This window comes from Streptomyces sp. NPDC028289 (genome assembly GCF_055565975.1).
Genome location: NZ_JBVHTI010000007.1, coordinates 701,739 through 718,155, shown reverse-complemented (window position 1 = coordinate 718,155; position 16,417 = coordinate 701,739). Strand labels below are relative to the sequence as shown.

Genomic DNA, 16,417 nt, shown 5'->3' with positions numbered 1-16,417 from the left:
GGGGGTCCAAAAAATAAAAACCCAGCATCCGAACCCCCCCCCCCAAACCCCCCCCCCCCCCCGGGGGGGGGGGGCCCCCCCCGGGCCGGGGGGGGGGCCCGGGGGGGGGCCCCCCCCCCCGGCGTGTGGGGGCCGGGACGTCACATGGGCATCGTCGCCATCGAGCGACACATCTCGGCGCAGCGGCGACACGCCTCCGCGCAGCGCTTCAGCTGCGGGTCGTCGGGCATGGACATACACGCCTCGGCACACATGTCACAGGCTTTGGCGCACATCGCACACATCTCGGGCGAGAGCGGCGAACGCCGCATCATCATGTCGGCGCACATGCGGGTCGCCTCGGAGCAGTCCATGAGCGCGCGCATGATGCGCATGTGGGCCTGGCCGCCCTCCATCGACATGCAGGAGCTCAGGGTCTCCTCGCACATCGTGTGGGTGGCCATGCACGTGTTGACGCACTCCTGCATCTGCTTGGACATGGCCGTCATGGGTCCGGTCTGGGTCATGGCTCCTCCAGGTGGGGGCGGGGTCCGGAGCGGTCCCCGTGTGGTTCCCGTCCTAAGCCCGACCGTCCGGTAGTGCCATTCGAGGACACGCACGGAAAAGGCGCCCCGAGGGGCGCCTTCTCGCCGGATGCCGTGGTGGCTACGGCAGGTTGCGGGCCATGACGATCCGCTGAACTTGGTTCGTGCCCTCATAGATCTGGGTGATTTTCGCGTCGCGCATCATGCGCTCGACGGGGTAGTCACGGGTGTAGCCGTAGCCGCCGAGGAGCTGGACGGCGTCCGTGGTGACCTCCATGGCGACGTCGGAGGCGAAGCACTTGGCCGCCGCGCCCTGGAAGGTGAGGTCGGCGTCGCCGCGCTCGGAGGCGGCCGCGGCCTGGTAGGTGAGGGCGCGGGCGGCGGCGATCTTCATGGCCATGTCGGCGAGCATGAACTGGATGCCCTGGAAGTCGGCGATCGGCTTGCCGAACTGCTTGCGCTCCTGGACGTAGCCCTTGGCGTAGTCGAGGGCGCCCTGGGCGACGCCGAGGGCCTGGGCGGCGATGGTGATGCGGGTGTGGTCCAGGGTCTTCATCGCGGTGGCGAAGCCGGTGCCCTCGGCCCCGATCATGCGGTCCGCGGGGATGCGGACGTTGTCGAAGTAGACCTCGCGGGTGGGCGAGCCCTTGATGCCGAGCTTCTTCTCCGGGGCGCCGAAGGAGACGCCCTCGTCGGACTTCTCGACCACGAAGGCGGAGATGCCCTTGGAGCGCTTCTCGGGGTCGGTGACGGCCATCACCGTGTAGTACTCGCTGACGCCCGCGTTGGTGATCCAGCGCTTCACGCCGTTGAGGACGTAGTGGTCGCCGTCACGGACCGCCTTCGTCTTCATGCCGGCCGCGTCGGAACCGGCCTCCGGCTCGGAGAGGCAGTACGAGAACATCGCGTCGCCCTTGGCCAGCGGCGTGAGGTACTTCTTCTTCAGGTCCTCGGAGCCGGAGAGGATCACCGGGAGCGAGCCCAGCTTGTTCACGGCCGGGATGAGGGACGAGGAGACGCAGGCACGGGCGACCTCCTCGATCACGATGACCGTGGCGAGCGCGTCGGCACCGGCCCCGCCGTACTCCTCGGGGACGTGTACGGCCTGCAGCTCGTTGGCGACCAGGGCGTCGAGAGCCTCCTGCGGGAAGCGGGCCTCCTCGTCGACCGCGGCGGCGTACGGGGCGATCTTCGCCTCGACCAGCGCGCGGACGACGTCCCGGAGCATGTCGTGCTCCTCGGACGGGCGGTACAGGTCGAAGTCAGCCGATCCGGCCAAGGTCTCTCACTCCAGACGAGATGGTGCCGACGCTAATTACTGTTAAGTAACTCAAAGTTTAGAACGCAGCCCACGGAACGGTGACGTGAGGTACGCGACAGCGGGAAAGTTGCCCGCAAGGGCGCCCGGTTATGCTCGGCCCCGCAGCAGCACCAACGTCCCCGAGCTGGAGCATTCCATGAGCCTCAAGATCACTGTGATCGGCACCGGCTATCTCGGCGCCACGCATGCCGCGGCCATGGCGGAGCTCGGCTTCGAGGTGCTCGGGCTCGACGTCGTACCCGAGAAGATCGCGATGCTGGAGCGCGGCGAGACCCCGATGTACGAGCCGGGGCTCGACGAGCTGCTGCGCCGGCACGTGGCGGGCTTCGAGGGCTCCTCCGGGCGGCTGCGCTTCACCACCGACTGGGCCGAGGTGGGCGCCTTCGGCGACGTCCACTTCGTCTGCGTGAACACCCCGCAGAAGCACGGCGAGTACGCCTGCGACATGTCGTACGTCGACTCCGCGATCGCGTCGCTGGCCCCGCATCTGACCGCGCCCGCCCTCGTCGTCGGCAAGTCGACGGTGCCGGTCGGCTCGGCGGAGCGGCTGGCCGCCTACCTCGCCGAGAACGCGCCGGCCGGGGCCGATGCCGAGCTGGCCTGGAACCCGGAGTTCCTGCGTGAGGGCTTCGCCGTGAACGACACGCTGCACCCCGACCGGATCGTGGTCGGCGTGCGCAGCGAACGCGCCGAGAAGCTGCTGCGCGAGGTGTACGCGACGCCGGTCGGCGAGGGTACGCCGTTCGTGGTGACCGACTTCCCGACGGCCGAGCTGGTGAAGACCTCGGCGAACTCCTTCCTGGCCACGAAGATCTCCTTCATCAACGCGATGGCGGAGGTGTGCGAGGCCGCGGGCGGGGACGTGGCCAAGCTGGCGGAGGCGATCGGGCACGACGACCGGATCGGGAAGAAGTTCCTGCGCGCCGGGATCGGGTTCGGCGGCGGCTGCCTGCCGAAGGACATCCGCGCCTTCATGGCCCGGGCGGGTGAGCTGGGCGCCGACCAGGCGCTGACCTTCCTGCGCGAGATCGACTCCATCAACATGCGGCGCCGGGGGCAGATGGTCGAGATGGCCCGGGACGCGCTCGGCGGCGGGTCCTTCCTCGGGAAGCGGGTCGCGGTGCTCGGCGCGACGTTCAAGCCGGACTCGGACGACGTCCGGGACTCGCCGGCGCTGAACGTCGCCGGGCAGATCCATCTGCAGGGCGGCCAGGTGACGGTGTACGACCCGAAGGGGATGGACAACGCTCGGAAGCTGTTCCCGACGCTTGGCTACGCCGGTAGCGCCGAGGAGTGTGTGCGGGGGGCCGATGTGGTGCTGCACCTCACCGAGTGGCGGGAGTTCAGGGAGCTGGATCCGGCGGTGCTGGGAGAGATGGCCGCGGCTCGCGTGCTGCTCGACGGGCGTAACGCGCTGGATCCTGAGAGCTGGCGGCGGGCCGGGTGGACGTATCGCGCCATGGGGCGTCCCACCGCGTGAGGCTGCGGGTGCGTGGGGGCTGAGCGCGCAGTTCCTCCCCTGGCCTTCGGCCGGGGGTCCCCCAGCGCCCCTTTCGGGGCGCTGCAGTGCGGGGCGCTTCATCACAGGGCGTCCGCCAAGGAGAAAAAGGCGACACCGGTTCGGCCGAGGCTCAGTCGGCCGAACCGGTGTCTTGTTGCATTCTGCACCACCCGGCACACGGTTTTCCGGTGAACCGGCTGTGGCTTACCGGTCCTTGGCCCGGTACCGGCGCATTTTGGCGCGCGCCCCGCACACCTGCATCGAACACCAGCGACCGCGGCCGGCCGGGCTGCGGTCGTAGTACGCCCAGTGGCAGGTGTCGGCCTCGCAGGCCTTGAGGCGGGTCCAGGTGCCCTCGATCGCGGCCGTGGCGACGGCCGCGGCTATGCGGGAGAGCAGGGGGGCGGGGTCGGCGGGGGCGAGGGTCGCCGAGCCGTCGGCGGGGTCGACGGCGACGTGCAGGGGGGCCTGCGCGAGCAGTTCGCCCAGTGGGGTGACCTCCTGGTGCGGGGGGTACCCGGCGTGCGCGAGAAGGGTGGCGCGCAGGGATTCGCGCAGGGCGCGCACCGGTGGGAGGTCCGCCTCCGTGATGCCGAGGCGTGCCCTGCCGTCCGCCGTGCCGAGCGCGTCGGCGCCGGACTCGAGGTCCAGGGTGTTCACCAGGGCCTCGACCAGGGCCAGGCCGCCCGGCGCGGGCGATCTCTCACTCATCCCTGCAAGTTACCTCCGAAATCCGCTTGCGACGTTACCCCCGCTGCGGGAGCATGCGGTAACCGAAGTTACTGGTTGAACGGATCTAGAGGTAACTCCGACTTCGAGGAGGAAGTCATGGCTCTCGCCAAGCTCGGTGTCGTCGTCCTGGACTGCCCCGACCCGTCCGCGCTCGCCGGTTTCTACGCCGGGGTGCTGGGCGGCAGTGTCGAGGGGGACGGGGACTGGGTGGACCTGACGGTGCCCGGCGGGCAGGCGCTGGCGTTCCAGAAGGCGCCCGGATTCGTGGCGCCGCAGTGGCCCGCGCCCGACGACTCGCAGCAGTTCCACCTGGACCTGGTGGTGGACGACCTGAACGCGGCCGAGAAGGGGGTGCTGGATCTGGGCGCGAAGCCACTGGACGCATCGGACCGGGAGCGCACCTTCCGGGTGTACGCCGACCCGGCCGGGCACCCGTTCTGTCTCTGCGCCGGCTGAGAGAAGGAGCGCTCATGGCGTCCGTCGCGCGCTTGCGCAACGTGGTGATCGACTGTCCGGACCCGCACGCCCTGGCCGCCTTCTATACGGCCGTCGTCGGGGGCACTCTGGTGGCCGAGGAGGACGACTGGGTCGTGCTGCGGCTGCCGGACGGACTGCGGCTGGGCTTCCAGCTGGCGGAGGGGTACGTCCCGCCGCAGTGGCCGCGGGCCGACCACGACTCGCAGCAGTTCCATCTCGACTTCGACGCGGGTCCGACGTGGGAGGACGTCGACGCGGCGGAGAAGAAGGTGCTGGCGCTGGGGGCGCGGCTGCTGCGGCGCGAGGAGGACCCCGTGGCGGAGGACTTCCGGGTGTTCGCCGACCCGGCCGGGCATCCGTTCTGTCTGTGCCGGATCGACTGACCGAAACGACTGACCGAAACGACTGACCCGAACGGCTGGTCAGGCCTCGGTGTCTGCCGGGCGGGGCGGGTTCGGTTCCCTGCGGCGTTGGGTCGCGCGGGCGGTGAAGTCGGCGCTGCGTAGGGCCCGCTGGACGTTTCCCCAGGTCAGCAGGGACAGCTCGGTCTCCGACCAGCCGCGTCGGAGCAGCTCGGCGATCAGGTGGGGGTAGCGGGAGGTGTCGTCGAGGTCGCGGGGGTGGGCGGCGCCGGAGTCGTAGGTGCCGGACAGCGCGACGCACTCGGGGCCCGCGACCACGCGGACGTGGTCGAGGTGGTCGGCGACGTCCGGGACGGTCGGCCCGGTCTGCTCGGCGGCCAGCGGCACCATGCACACGCCCTTGTGCTCCCCCAGCTGCCCGAGCAGCTCGTCGGAGAGGTTGGCGGGGTGCGGGCGTACGGCCGCCGCGGCGGAGCGGGTGCACAGGACCGGTGTCTTGGAGAGCGCGAGCACCCGGGCCAGGGTGATCTCCGGGGCGCCGGACAGGTCGGCGAGCACCCCGAGCCGGTTCATCTCCCGGACCACCTCCTCGCCGAACCGGGTCAGCCCCTCCTCCCCCGCCCAGGCGGCACCGGCCAGGGAGAGCACCCGCAGGCCCAGGGACTGCAGGACCCGCAGGATGCCGAGGGAGTCGTCGAGGGCGGCGGCGGAGGCGGGGCCGAGCACCACGGCGACCCGGCCGCAGTTGCGGGCGTCGATGACCTGCCCGGCGGTGCGCACCAGCCGGAGCCCCTCCGGGTGGGTCTCGACCACCCGGCGCACCAGGTCCAGCTGCTCCAGGGTGGCCCCCACGGCCCGGTCGCCCCGTTCCCCCGCCGGCAGGTCCAGCGACCAGAACAGCGCGCCCACGTGCCCCTCGCGCAGCCGGGGCACGTCCGTGTCCACAGCCGTCTCGCCCAGCTCCAGGTCGTACCACGGCAACGGCCCGAGCGCCCGGGGCAGCGCGCAGTAGCCGTCCGCGACCGGATGCGCTTCCAGCAGCGCGTGGGCCCGTTCCAGGACCGAGGCACCGGACTCCAGCGGGAACCGGAACGGGTCGTCCGGGAGGCCGTCCTCCCTGCCGACCTCGGTCGTGGTGTGGATGTCGTGCTGGAGGTCGGCCATGAAGGGCTCCGTACGTCGTCGTGAGCTACGTCGTGAAGGGGCTGTAGCTCACCGTCGCACGCCCGCCCGGGAGGGTTCCTGGTGGACGGGGCGTTCGGGGGTACGCCCCGAACGCCCGGCCCTTGCGGACGGCCTCAGCCGTCCAGCTCGGCGATGGTCGCGTGGGACGGCCCCCGCGTCTCCTGGAGGCCGCGGGCCACGTCCTCCGCCGCGCCCAGCACACGGACCGCGTTCTGCCAGGTCAGCTTCGCCAGGTCGGGCCTGGACCAGCCGCGGTCCAGCAGCTCGGCGACGAGGTTGGGGTAGCCGGAGACGTCGTTCAGGCCGTCGGGGGTGAAGGCCGTGCCGTCGTAGTCGCCGCCGATGCCGAGGTGGTCGATGCCGGCGACCTCACGCATGTGGTCGAGGTGGTCGGCGACCGTGGCGGTGGTGGCGATCGGGCGCGGGTTGGTCTCCTCGAAGGCCCGGTGGACCTTCATCGCCTCCTCGGTGGTGTCGAGGTGGTGGAAGCCGTGGGCGCGCATGTTCTCGTCGGCCGCCGCCGTCCAGTCGACCGCCGCCTGGAGCACGAACTTCGGTACGAACGTCACCATCGCCATGCCGCCGTTGCCGGGGAGGCGCTCGAGGACGTCGTCCGGGATGTTGCGGGGGTGGTCGCAGACGGCCCGGGAGGAGGAGTGGGAGAAGATCACCGGGGCGGCGGTGGTGTCCAGGGCGGCGCGCATGGTGGTGGCCGCCACGTGGGAGAGGTCGACCAGCATGCCCAGGCGGTTCATCTCGCGCACGACCTCGCGGCCGAAGGCCGACAGACCGCCCACGTTCGGCTCGTCGGTCGCCGAGTCCGCCCAGTCGTTGTTGTCGTTGTGGGTGAGCGTCATGTAGCGCACGCCCAGCTCGTACAGGCCGCGCAGGGTGCCCAGCGAGTTGTCGATGGAGTGGCCGCCCTCCGCGCCCATCAGGGAGGCGATACGGCCCTCGGCGCGTGCCGCCTCCATGTCGGCGGCGGTCAGCGCGGCCCGCAGGTCGGCCGGGTAACGGGCGATCAGCTGGCGTACGCAGTCGATCTGTTCGAGGGTCGCCGGGACCGCGCCCGGCAGGTCCGAGCGGACGTACACCGACCAGTACTGCGCGCCCACCCCGCCCTCGCGCAGGCGCGGGATGTCGGTGTGCAGGTGCGCGTTCTGGTGGGCGGAGATGTCACGGGCGTCGAGGTCGTAGCGGACCTGCTCGCGCAGTGCGTACGGCAGGTCGTTGTGGCCGTCGACGACCGGGAACTCGCGCAGCAGGGACCGGGCTTCATCGAGGGACGTCATTGCGTATTGCTTCCCGGAGTCCTACTTGCCGAAGCCGAAGCCGCTCGGCCCCTCGACCTTGGCACGCAGCCGCTTGCCCTTCTCGGTGGCCTGGTCGTTGAGGTCCTGCTGGAAGTCGCGCATCTTGTGCAGGAGGTCCTCGTCGTGCGCGGCGAGGATGCGGGCGGCCAGCAGACCCGCGTTGCGGGCGCCGGCGACGGAGACGGTGGCGACCGGGACGCCGGCCGGCATCTGCACGATGGAGAGCAGGCTGTCCATGCCGTCCAGGTACTTCAGCGGGACCGGGACGCCGATGACCGGGAGCGGCGTGACGGAGGCGAGCATGCCCGGGAGGTGGGCGGCGCCGCCCGCACCCGCGATGATCACCCTCAGGCCGCGCTCGGCGGCCTGCTCGCCGTACGTGATCATCTCGCGCGGCATCCGGTGCGCGGAGACGACATCGACCTCGTACTCGATCTCGAACTCGTCCAGGGCCTTGGCGGCGGCCTCCATCACGGGCCAGTCGGAGTCCGAACCCATGACGATGCCAACAACGGGGCTCATTCGGTGATCGTGCCTCTCAGGTAGCCGGCAGCGTGACGTGCGCGCTCGAGAACGTCGTCCAGGTCGTCGCCGTAGGTGTTGACGTGACCGACCTTGCGGCCGGGCTTCACGTCCTTGCCGTACATGTGGATCTTCAGTTTCGGGTCGCGGGCCATGCAGTGCAGGTACGCGGAGTACATGTCCGGGTAGTCGCCGCCGAGGACGTTGACCATGACCGTCCACCTGGCGCGGGGCCGCGGGTCGCCCAGGGGCAGGTCCAGAACGGCCCGCACATGGTTGGCGAACTGGCTGGTGATCGCGCCGTCCTGGCTCCAGTGACCGGAGTTGTGCGGGCGCATCGCCAGTTCGTTGACGAGGATGCGGCCGTCGCGGGTCTGGAACAGCTCGACGGCCAGGTGGCCGACCACGCCCAGTTCCTTGGCGATCCGCAGGGCCATCTCCTCGGCCTGCAGGGCGAGGGTCTCGTCCAGGTCGGGAGCGGGCGCGATCACGGTGTCGCAGACGCCGTTGACCTGCTGCGACTCCACCACCGGGTAGGCGACGGCCTGGCCGTGCGGGGAGCGTACGACGTTGGCGGCGAGCTCACGGACGTAGTCGACCTTCTCCTCGGCGAGGACCGGCACGCCGGCCCGGAAGGGGTCGGTGGCCTCCTCCGCGGTCTCGACGACCCACACGCCCTTGCCGTCGTAGCCGCCGCGCACGGTCTTCAGGACGACGGGGAAGCCGTCGCCCTCGGCCGCGAACCGGACCACGTCCTCCTGGTCGGCCACGATCCGGTGCCGCGGGCACGGCACGCCGATCTCCGTGAGCTTCGCCCGCATCACACCCTTGTCCTGGGCGTGCACCAGCGCGTCCGGGCCGGGGCGCACGGGGATGCCGTCCGCCTCCAGGGCCCGCAGGTGCTCGGTCGGCACGTGCTCGTGGTCGAAGGTGATCACGTCGCAGCCGCGCGCGAACGCACGCAGCGTCTCCAGGTCGCGGTAGTCGCCGACGACGACATCGCTCACCACCTGGGCCGCGGAATCCTGAGGGGTGTCACTGAGGAGCTTGAACCTGATGCCCAGCGGGATGCCTGCCTCGTGCGTCATACGCGCGAGCTGACCCCCGCCGACCATGCCGACTACCGGGAACGTCACGCCCCTAGGGTATCGGCCACGCCGGGGTGGCCGGTTTCCGCGCCCGCGACCAGGGCTCTTACCTGCCGCTTCGCCGCCTCTTGCCCCGCTTTTCCCGCGCCTTTCCGGAGCTCTTCCCAAGCCTTTCCCGACCTGTGTCGCCATCCACAGGCATCGGAGATACTGGGTCGTTAGAGTGGCTGAGTCGCAATACCTACGGACGGGAGCCCGCACAACCATGGAACGTGGTTCCTCGGGGCTGCAACGGCTCGTACGCGAGGTCGCCAAATTCGGCGCGGTCGGCGGGGCCGGCATTCTCGTCAATCTCGGCGTCTTCAACCTGGTCCGGCACGTCACCGACCTGCCCGTGGTGCGGGCGAGCGTCATAGCGACGGTCGTCGCGATCATCTTCAACTACCTCGGCTTCCGCTACTGGACGTACCGGGACCGCGAGAAGAGCGGCCGCACCAAGGAACTCACCCTGTTCCTGCTGTTCAGCGCGGTCGGCCTGGTCATCGAGAACGGTCTGCTGTACCTGGCCACCTACGGCTTCGGCTGGGACAGCCCGCTGCAGAGCAACGTCTTCAAGTTCGTCGGCATCGGCGTGGCGACGCTGTTCCGTTTCTGGTCGTACCGCACGTGGGTGTTCAAGGCGCTGCCGGCGCGTGAGGCGGTCGCCGACGCGGAGGCCATCCTGGAGCGGGCCGCCGACGCCGAGCAGCCCGCGCAGCGGGTCCGGTAGGGCACCGCGGGCAGGTCCTGGCGGACCGTCGGTCCTAGCGGACCATCGGCAGGTCGTCGTCCCGCTTGTGCGGCGGCGGGGTCCGGGACAGGAACAGGCCGAACACCGGCGGCTGGGCCTGGAGCAGCTCCAGGCGGCCGCCGTCGGCCTCCGCGAGGTCACGGGCGACGGCCAGCCCGATCCCGGTGGAGTTGCGGCCGCTGATGGTCCGCTCGAAGATGCGGTTGCCCAGGTCGGCGGGGACGCCGGCGCCCTCGTCGGTCACCTCGACCACCGCCTGGTTGCCGGTCACCCTGGTCCGCAGGGCGACGGTGCCGCCCCCGTGCATCAGGGAGTTCTCGATCAGCGCGGCCAGCACCTGCGCCACCGCGCCCGGCGTGCCGACCGCGCGCAGGTGCCGTTTGCCGGAGCTGACGATCGCCCGGCCCACGCCGCGGTAGGCGGGCCGCCACTCGGCGAGCTGCTGCTGGATGACCTCGTCCAGGTCGAAGGAGACGGCGGAGCCGGTGCGCGGGTCGCGGGAGTTCGTCAGCAGCCGCTCCACCACGTCCGTCAACCGTTCCACCTGCGTGAGCGCCACGTTCGCCTCCTCCTTCACGATGTCCGGGTCGTCGGTGAGGGTGATCTCCTCGAGCCGCATGGACAGCGCGGTCAGGGGCGTGCGCAGCTGGTGGGAGGCGTCGGCGGCGAGGCGCCGCTCGGCGGTGAGCATCCGTCCGATCCGCTCGGCGGAGGAGTCCAGCACGTCGGCGACCCGGTCCAGCTCGGGTACGCCGTACCGCTTGTGCCGCGGGCGCGGATCGCCGGACCCCAGCCGCTCGGCGGTCTCCGCGAGGTCGGTGAGCGGGGAGGCCAGCCGGTTGGCCTGCCGGATCGCGAGCAGCACGGCGGCGATCACGGCGAGCAGCGCGACGGCCCCGATGATCAGCAGCGTACGGCCGACCTCCCGGGTCACGGTCGACCGCGGCTCCTGGACGGTGACCGTCTCGCCTTCCTCACCGTCGGCCGTGTAGTGGATGACATCGCCCTCGGGCTTCACACCCAGCTCGATCGGAGGCTTGCCCGGGATCCGGATGACGGCGTACTGCTCCTTGCCGACCTGGCTCCGCAGTATCTCGGCGGTGACGTCCTCGTCCCCGAGGATCCGGCTGTCGACGATGCTGGCGAGGCGGAGCGCCTCGGAGTCGACGCGTTCCTGGGCACTGTTGCTGATGGTCCGACTCTCGACGATCACCAGGGAGACGCCGAACACGGCGATGACGACGAGTACGACGGCGAGGGTGGACTGAATCAGACGACGACGCACGGCACTCTCCGGGAAACGGCCACTTCAGCGCCCCTTCAGGGGCGCGGGGCGCTATCGATATGCGGCTACCGCCGCGGGGCGCGACCAGCCCACGGCGACGGCCAGTCGCGCACACCTCATCAGCCACCCACGGCGCAACGCGCGTAGCCGACCTAGCTCTTTTCGAAACGGAACCCGACACCACGCACGGTAGCGATGTACCGCGGGTTCGCCGCATCGTCGCCGAGCTTCTTGCGCAGCCACGAGATGTGCATGTCGAGCGTCTTGGTCGACGACCACCACGTGGTGTCCCAGACCTCCCGCATCAGCTGGTCCCGCGTGACGACCCGCCCCGCATCCCGCACCAGCACCCGCAGCAGGTCGAACTCCTTCGCCGTGAGCTGGAGTTCCTCGTCGCCCATCCACGCCCGGTGCGACTCGACGTCGATCCGCACACCGTGCGTGGCCGGCGGCTGCGCCGGCTCCGCGGCACCGCGCCGCAGCAGCGCCCGCACCCGGGCCAGCAGTTCGGCGAGGCGGAACGGCTTGGTGACGTAGTCGTCGGCACCGGCGTCGAGGCCGACGACGGTGTCCACCTCGTCGGCCCGCGCGGTCAGGATGAGGATCGGCACGGCGTGGCCCTCGGCACGCAGCCTGCGCGCCACCTCCAGGCCGTCCATGCCGGGCAGCCCGAGGTCCAGCACGACCAGGTCGACGCCGCCCTGCATTCCGGCGTCGAGCGCGGTGGGTCCGTCCTCGCGCACCTCGACCTCGTAACCTTCCCGGCGCAGTGCGCGGGCCAGCGGCTCCGAGATGGACGCATCGTCCTCGGCGAGCAGTACACGGGTCATGGGGTGATGGTAGTCCGATTACGCGCAGTACTGGAGTGTGATCGGCACCAGGGATTCTTACCTTGGGGCACAGTGGTACGAACCTGTGGGCGCGAGGTGCGATCGTAGGAGGGACCTTCGAAACCGGGTGCGAGGTTCCGCCGACACCTGTGATCCCTGTCTCAAGTCCTTCCATATCCGGCAGTGTCCTGACGTACAGTGACGTGAACGCCTGTAGTACACCCGGGGACCTTTGGTGGGCATCTTGACACTGAAGGTCTCTTTTGTGTGCGGGCTGGCCTGCCAGCCTCGAAAGGAATGACCTCTGGCCGGGCTCCGGACGCGACACAGCGTCACGGAGCGTGGATCCCGGTGGTCGCCGTCCGCCGCCCCGCGACCCGGGGCGGAATCCCTGTGGGCGTGGGGTGGACGGGCGGACCCTGCCGGTGCCGGCCGCTCCCCCCACGGGCGCGCAGAGCCCCACCGCGCGCTCCGACCAGCAAGGAACGACCATGGCGTCCAGCCTGACGAAGGACTCGGTCCGACCGGGCACCCCCGGTTCCGAGAAGACCTTCTTCGGCCACCCCCGCGGACTGGCCACCCTCTTCATGACCGAGATGTGGGAGCGCTTCTCCTACTACGGCATGAAGGCCCTGCTCCCGCTGTACCTGGTCGCTCCCGGCGGCCTGCACATGAACGCGGCGACGGCGACGGCGATCTACTCCGTGTACCTGTCGCTCGTGTACCTGCTCGCCCTGCCGGGCGGCTGGTTCGCCGACCGTGTCCTCGGCCCCCGCAAGACGGTCGCCGTCGCGGGCACGATCATCATGCTCGGCCACCTGACGCTGGCGCTGCCCAGCGCCGGCACCTTCTTCGCGGGCCTCGGCCTGGTCGCCATAGGTTCCGGTCTGCTGAAGGCCAACATCTCCACGATGGTCGGCCACCTGTACGAGGGTCCGGACGACCCGCGCCGTGACGGTGGCTTCACGCTCTTCTACATCGGCATCAACCTGGGCGCGTTCGCCGCGCCGCTGGTCATCGGCACGGTCGGCGAGAACTACAACTGGCACCTGGGCTTCGCGCTGGCCGCGGTCGGCATGGCGCTGGGTCTCGCCCAGTTCCTGCTCGGCACCCGCCACCTGAGCTCGCGTTCGGACATCGTCCCGACGCCGCTGTCCGCCGCGGAGAAGAAGGCGACGCTGACGAAGGCCGGCTTCTGGGCCGCCGTCGCCGCGGTCTTCTACGTCGTCGTGGGTGTCTCCGGCGTCTACACGCTGAACTGGCTGCTGGTGCCGATCACGATCGCCGGTCTGCTGATCCCGGTCGTCGTCATCGCGCGCATCAAGCGGGACAAGGACCTGGACCGCGCCGAGCAGTCCAAGATGAGCGCGTACATCTGGTTCTTCGTGGCCGCCGCCGTCTTCTGGATGATCTACGACCAGGGCGGCTCGACCGTGTCCCTGTTCGCCGACGCGTCCGCCAAGAACACGATCTTCGGCTGGAACTTCCCGGTCTCCTGGTACCAGTCCGTCAACCCGGTCATGATCATGGCGTTCGCGCCGGTCTTCGCCTGGGCGTGGCTGGCGATGGCGCGGCGCGGCAAGGAGCCGAGCACGGCCGTGAAGTTCGCCGGTGGTCTGGTGCTGATCGGTGCGTCGTTCTTCCTGTTCCTCGCGCCGCTGTCGATCGCGGACGGCGGGCACAAGGCCGCGGCGATGTGGCTGGTCGGGATCTACTTCGTGCAGACCGTGGGTGAGCTGATGCTGTCCCCGGTGGGGCTGTCCGTGACGACCAAGATGGCGCCCGCGAAGTACGCGTCCCAGATGATGGGTGTGTGGTTCCTCGCGGTCACCGCGGGTGACGCGACGACGGGTCTGCTGTCCATCGCGGGTGTCGACCTGAACAAGACGGGGATCGTGGCGTTCCAGGCGGTCCTCGCCGTGGTCGCCGGTCTGGCTGTGTGGCTGTACCGGAAGAAGGTCCGGGAGCTCATGGGCGACGTTCACTGACGTCTTCGACAGAGGGCCACCGGGATTTTGGATTCCGGTGGCCCTCTTGCGTTTTCGGCTGTCCGTTGTGTGTGGCTGGTCGCGCAGTTCCTCCCCCAGCCTTCGGCCGGGGGTACCCCCAGCGCCCCTAGGGAATCAGCGCGTCCTCTTTCGAGGCATGAAGGTGAACACAGCGCCGCCCAGCAGGATGGCCGTTCCCGCCACGAGGCCCAGCGCCTTCAGCGCGCCGTTGCTGTTGTCACCGGTCTCTGCGAGGCCGCCGCTACTGCCGCTGCTCGACGAGCCGCCCGACGTAGATGTGCTGCCCGATGCCCCGCTCGCCTGCTGCGTCGTGTCCAGGGTCAGTGAGACCTCGGTCTTCGTCGGGGTGCAGGTGGTCGTCGTACCGAGGGCCTCGACCGTCAGGACGCCCGGTGACAGCGTCGACTCGCCGCTCGCCCCCGGCTTGTACGTGCCCGTGAGGTCCGGGATCTCAATCGGGTCGCCGGACTTGATCGCGGAGGAGTTGGTGGGGCCCTCCACATGGACCGTGCCCTTGTCGGCGCCGCCCAGGACCACCTCCATCGACGGCTTCACCGAGTCCGCCGGGATGTCGGCGGGGCTGTCCATCACCGACCCGTTGAACTGCACGGTGAGGTCGAAGCTGCCGCCGTCCTTCTTGGCGTTGATCTGCACCGGCGAGGTCGCGCTCTTGTCGCCGATGGGTGTCTTGCAGGCGTAGGGGATGTCGACCTCCTTGCCCGTGAAGTCGGTCTGGCCGCTCCCCGTGCCGTCGGAGGCCGATGCGGACGCGGAGGCCGACGCCGAGTCGGAGGGGGATGCCGAGCCGGAGGGCGACGTCGACGCCGAGGTGGTGTCCGACGGGCTCGCCGAGCCGCTCGAACCGCTTCCGGTCACCTCGATCGTGGCGGCCTTCTCCACCGTGCCCGTCGGGGTGCACACGGTGTTCGTCCCGTACGCGTTGACCGTGTAGGCGTCCGGCGTGAGCGTCACCTCGCCGGGCGAGGTCAGTTTGAGCGAGCCCGTCATGTCGGACAGCACCATGTCGCCGCCCTTGGGGATCGCCGGGTTCTCGCGCGGTCCCTGCATGGCGATGTCGGCGGTCTGGGCGCCGGCCGCCTTGACCGTGCCGGACGGCTGGACCGTGTTCGCGGGCAGGTCGATGATGTCCGGGTTCTTGGACGCGGCCTGCACGAACTTCCAGGTGATGTCGACGGTGTCACCGACCTTCGCCGTGGCGGGCGCGGTGATCTCGACCTTGGTGGTCCCGTCGATCGGGTCGGCGACCCCGGCGGGCGGTACGCAGTGGGTGGCGTACGACACCTCGGCCGCCTGGGCGGTCCCCGCGGCCGCGCCGAGCAGGGCGCCCGCCCCGGCGAGGACCAGGGCGGCCGCCGCCGCGCCCGCTCTGGCCGGTACCGGTGTCACTCTCCTTCGCATGATCACGTCGGTCCTTTCGTCGTCGGAGTCGTGGGACTCGTGGAACTGTCGTCGTGCGGTGCGGAGAGCCGGTCGGCCGTCGCGCCCGGACCGGAGTCCGGGGTGAACCACGGCAGGGTCGAGGTGGTGGGGGCCGCCGGGGGCGCGGGCTCCGCGGGGCGCAGGCGCGGCACGCGGAAGACCGGGCGGGGCACTCCCCGGTGCCGGATGCCGCCGGCGCGGGGCGGCCGTACCCGGTCCACCACCGCCATGCCGATGCGGAAGACCGCCGCCGGTACGACCACGCAGAGCAGGAGCCAGAAGAGGGTCACGCCCCAGGGGCGGCCGACGCCCCAGGGCTCCTCGGCGAGGACCTTGCCGTCGTACCTGAGGGAGACGGTGTAGTCGCCGTGTGCCCCGGCGGAGAGTTCGACGGGCAGTTTGACCTGCGCCTTCTTGCCGGGCGCGAGGGTGCCGTGCCACTGCTGCTCGTCCCACTCGGGGGCGAACACGCCGTGCGCGGTGCCGACTTGGAAGACCGGGTCCTTGAGGGTGCTCGATCCCGCGTTGCCGATGGTGAAGACGAGGGTGCGGGAGGGGGGTGCGCCGAACCAGGTCAGCAGGCCCGAGGAGCCGTCGAGGCGGGTGTCGGTGAGCATCGACAGGCGGCCGCCGGTGGACTCGGCGGGCAGCGCCTTGACGGGGTGGCCGGCGACCTGGAAGGAGGCGTCCGCGTCGGCACTGGCGCCGGTCACGGTGGCCACGTGCACCACGCAGGGGCAGGGAACCGGCGGTTCGGCGACCGGGAGCTGCTTGCTGAAGGAGCCGTTCGCGTCGGTGGTGACGGCCCGTCCGTCTGCGTTGGCACAGGAGTTGGTGCCGCCGATCACGCCCCGGGACGGGCTGGACTGACCGCAGACCAGCATCATCAGCAGGGTGTGCGGCCGCCAGCCGGTGCCGCCGACGGTGACCGAACCACCGGTGCCGGCCTGGGACTTGGAGACCTTGACGGCCGGCCCGTCGACGGCTGCCGCCATGGGTGCCGCCAGGAACAGCGAGAACACCGCCGTCAGCATCAGG

16 protein-coding genes are annotated in these 16,417 nt (G+C 70.5%); 5 read left to right on the top strand and 11 right to left on the bottom strand.

All coding sequences use genetic code 11. From position 1 onward, the window contains the following. Positions 1-140: 140 nt before the first annotated feature. Entirely contained in the window at positions 141-506 is a 366-nt protein-coding gene (locus ACZ4UV_RS36490; protein WP_467843805.1) for a four-helix bundle copper-binding protein, read from the bottom strand. 139 nt (positions 507-645) lie between these two features. Next, positions 646-1,803, bottom strand: coding sequence for an acyl-CoA dehydrogenase (locus ACZ4UV_RS36485; RefSeq protein ID WP_093502170.1), 1,158 nt, complete (start codon positions 1,801-1,803; stop codon positions 646-648). Between the two features lie 178 nt (positions 1,804-1,981). Here ACZ4UV_RS36485 and ACZ4UV_RS36480 point away from each other — a divergent pair, with 178 nt between their 5' ends. Continuing rightward, positions 1,982-3,325 (top strand): UDP-glucose dehydrogenase family protein, encoded by a 1,344-nt coding sequence (locus ACZ4UV_RS36480; RefSeq protein ID WP_451022905.1) that lies wholly within the window; start codon positions 1,982-1,984, stop codon positions 3,323-3,325. 225 nt (positions 3,326-3,550) lie between these two features. Here ACZ4UV_RS36480 and ACZ4UV_RS36475 read toward each other — a convergent pair whose 3' ends face one another. Then, positions 3,551-4,057, bottom strand: coding sequence for a CGNR zinc finger domain-containing protein (locus ACZ4UV_RS36475; protein WP_351489335.1), 507 nt, complete (start codon positions 4,055-4,057; stop codon positions 3,551-3,553). Between the two features lie 117 nt (positions 4,058-4,174). Here ACZ4UV_RS36475 and ACZ4UV_RS36470 point away from each other — a divergent pair, with 117 nt between their 5' ends. Continuing rightward, positions 4,175-4,534 carry a VOC family protein gene (locus ACZ4UV_RS36470; protein WP_467843800.1) on the top strand — a complete coding sequence of 120 codons (360 nt, stop codon included), beginning with the start codon at positions 4,175-4,177 and terminating at the stop codon, positions 4,532-4,534. Between the two features lie 14 nt (positions 4,535-4,548). Beyond that, on the top strand, positions 4,549-4,938 hold the full coding sequence (locus ACZ4UV_RS36465; protein ID WP_351489330.1) for a VOC family protein: 390 nt from the start codon (positions 4,549-4,551) through the stop codon (positions 4,936-4,938). A gap of 39 nt (positions 4,939-4,977) precedes the next feature. Here ACZ4UV_RS36465 and ACZ4UV_RS36460 read toward each other — a convergent pair whose 3' ends face one another. From ACZ4UV_RS36460 to ACZ4UV_RS36445, 4 genes are all read right to left on the bottom strand, one after another. Then, positions 4,978-6,081, bottom strand: a complete 1,104-nt coding sequence (locus tag ACZ4UV_RS36460; RefSeq protein ID WP_390047072.1) for a dipeptidase — start codon at positions 6,079-6,081, stop codon at positions 4,978-4,980. A gap of 134 nt (positions 6,082-6,215) precedes the next feature. Next, positions 6,216-7,394, bottom strand: a complete 1,179-nt coding sequence (locus tag ACZ4UV_RS36455; protein WP_451016148.1) for a dipeptidase — start codon at positions 7,392-7,394, stop codon at positions 6,216-6,218. A gap of 21 nt (positions 7,395-7,415) precedes the next feature. Then, the gene (gene purE, locus ACZ4UV_RS36450) at positions 7,416-7,937 is read right to left on the bottom strand and encodes a 5-(carboxyamino)imidazole ribonucleotide mutase (protein WP_451016149.1); all 522 of its coding nucleotides are present in this window, start codon (positions 7,935-7,937) and stop codon (positions 7,416-7,418) included. Next, entirely contained in the window at positions 7,934-9,073 is a 1,140-nt protein-coding gene (locus tag ACZ4UV_RS36445; RefSeq protein ID WP_390047067.1) for a 5-(carboxyamino)imidazole ribonucleotide synthase, read from the bottom strand. Before ACZ4UV_RS36445 ends, purE begins: the two co-directional genes overlap by 4 nt. Positions 9,074-9,290: 217 nt before the next feature. Between ACZ4UV_RS36445 and ACZ4UV_RS36440 the strand changes: the two genes are divergently transcribed. Further along, on the top strand, positions 9,291-9,794 hold the full coding sequence (locus tag ACZ4UV_RS36440) for a GtrA family protein (RefSeq protein ID WP_451016150.1): 504 nt from the start codon (positions 9,291-9,293) through the stop codon (positions 9,792-9,794). A 34-nt stretch (positions 9,795-9,828) separates the two neighbouring features. Here the strand turns inward: ACZ4UV_RS36440 and ACZ4UV_RS36435 are convergent, their stop codons facing one another. Continuing rightward, positions 9,829-11,100: an ATP-binding protein gene (locus ACZ4UV_RS36435; protein WP_451016151.1), complete on the bottom strand. Its 1,272-nt coding sequence runs from the start codon at positions 11,098-11,100 to the stop codon at positions 9,829-9,831. 152 nt (positions 11,101-11,252) lie between these two features. Beyond that, complete coding sequence (locus ACZ4UV_RS36430) at positions 11,253-11,930, bottom strand: response regulator transcription factor (protein ID WP_016436346.1); 678 nt, start codon at positions 11,928-11,930, stop codon at positions 11,253-11,255. A gap of 491 nt (positions 11,931-12,421) precedes the next feature. Here ACZ4UV_RS36430 and ACZ4UV_RS36425 point away from each other — a divergent pair, with 491 nt between their 5' ends. Further along, a complete protein-coding gene (locus ACZ4UV_RS36425; protein WP_390047059.1) occupies positions 12,422-13,918 on the top strand; it encodes an oligopeptide:H+ symporter in 1,497 nt (498 codons plus the stop codon). A 135-nt stretch (positions 13,919-14,053) separates the two neighbouring features. Here ACZ4UV_RS36425 and ACZ4UV_RS36420 read toward each other — a convergent pair whose 3' ends face one another. Both ACZ4UV_RS36420 and ACZ4UV_RS36415 read right to left on the bottom strand, forming a co-directional pair. Beyond that, positions 14,054-15,358 (bottom strand): hypothetical protein, encoded by a 1,305-nt coding sequence (locus ACZ4UV_RS36420; RefSeq protein WP_451016152.1) that lies wholly within the window; start codon positions 15,356-15,358, stop codon positions 14,054-14,056. A gap of 2 nt (positions 15,359-15,360) precedes the next feature. Beyond that, the gene (locus ACZ4UV_RS36415) at positions 15,361-16,413 is read right to left on the bottom strand and encodes a hypothetical protein (protein WP_451016170.1); all 1,053 of its coding nucleotides are present in this window, start codon (positions 16,411-16,413) and stop codon (positions 15,361-15,363) included. Positions 16,414-16,417 lie beyond the last annotated feature (4 nt).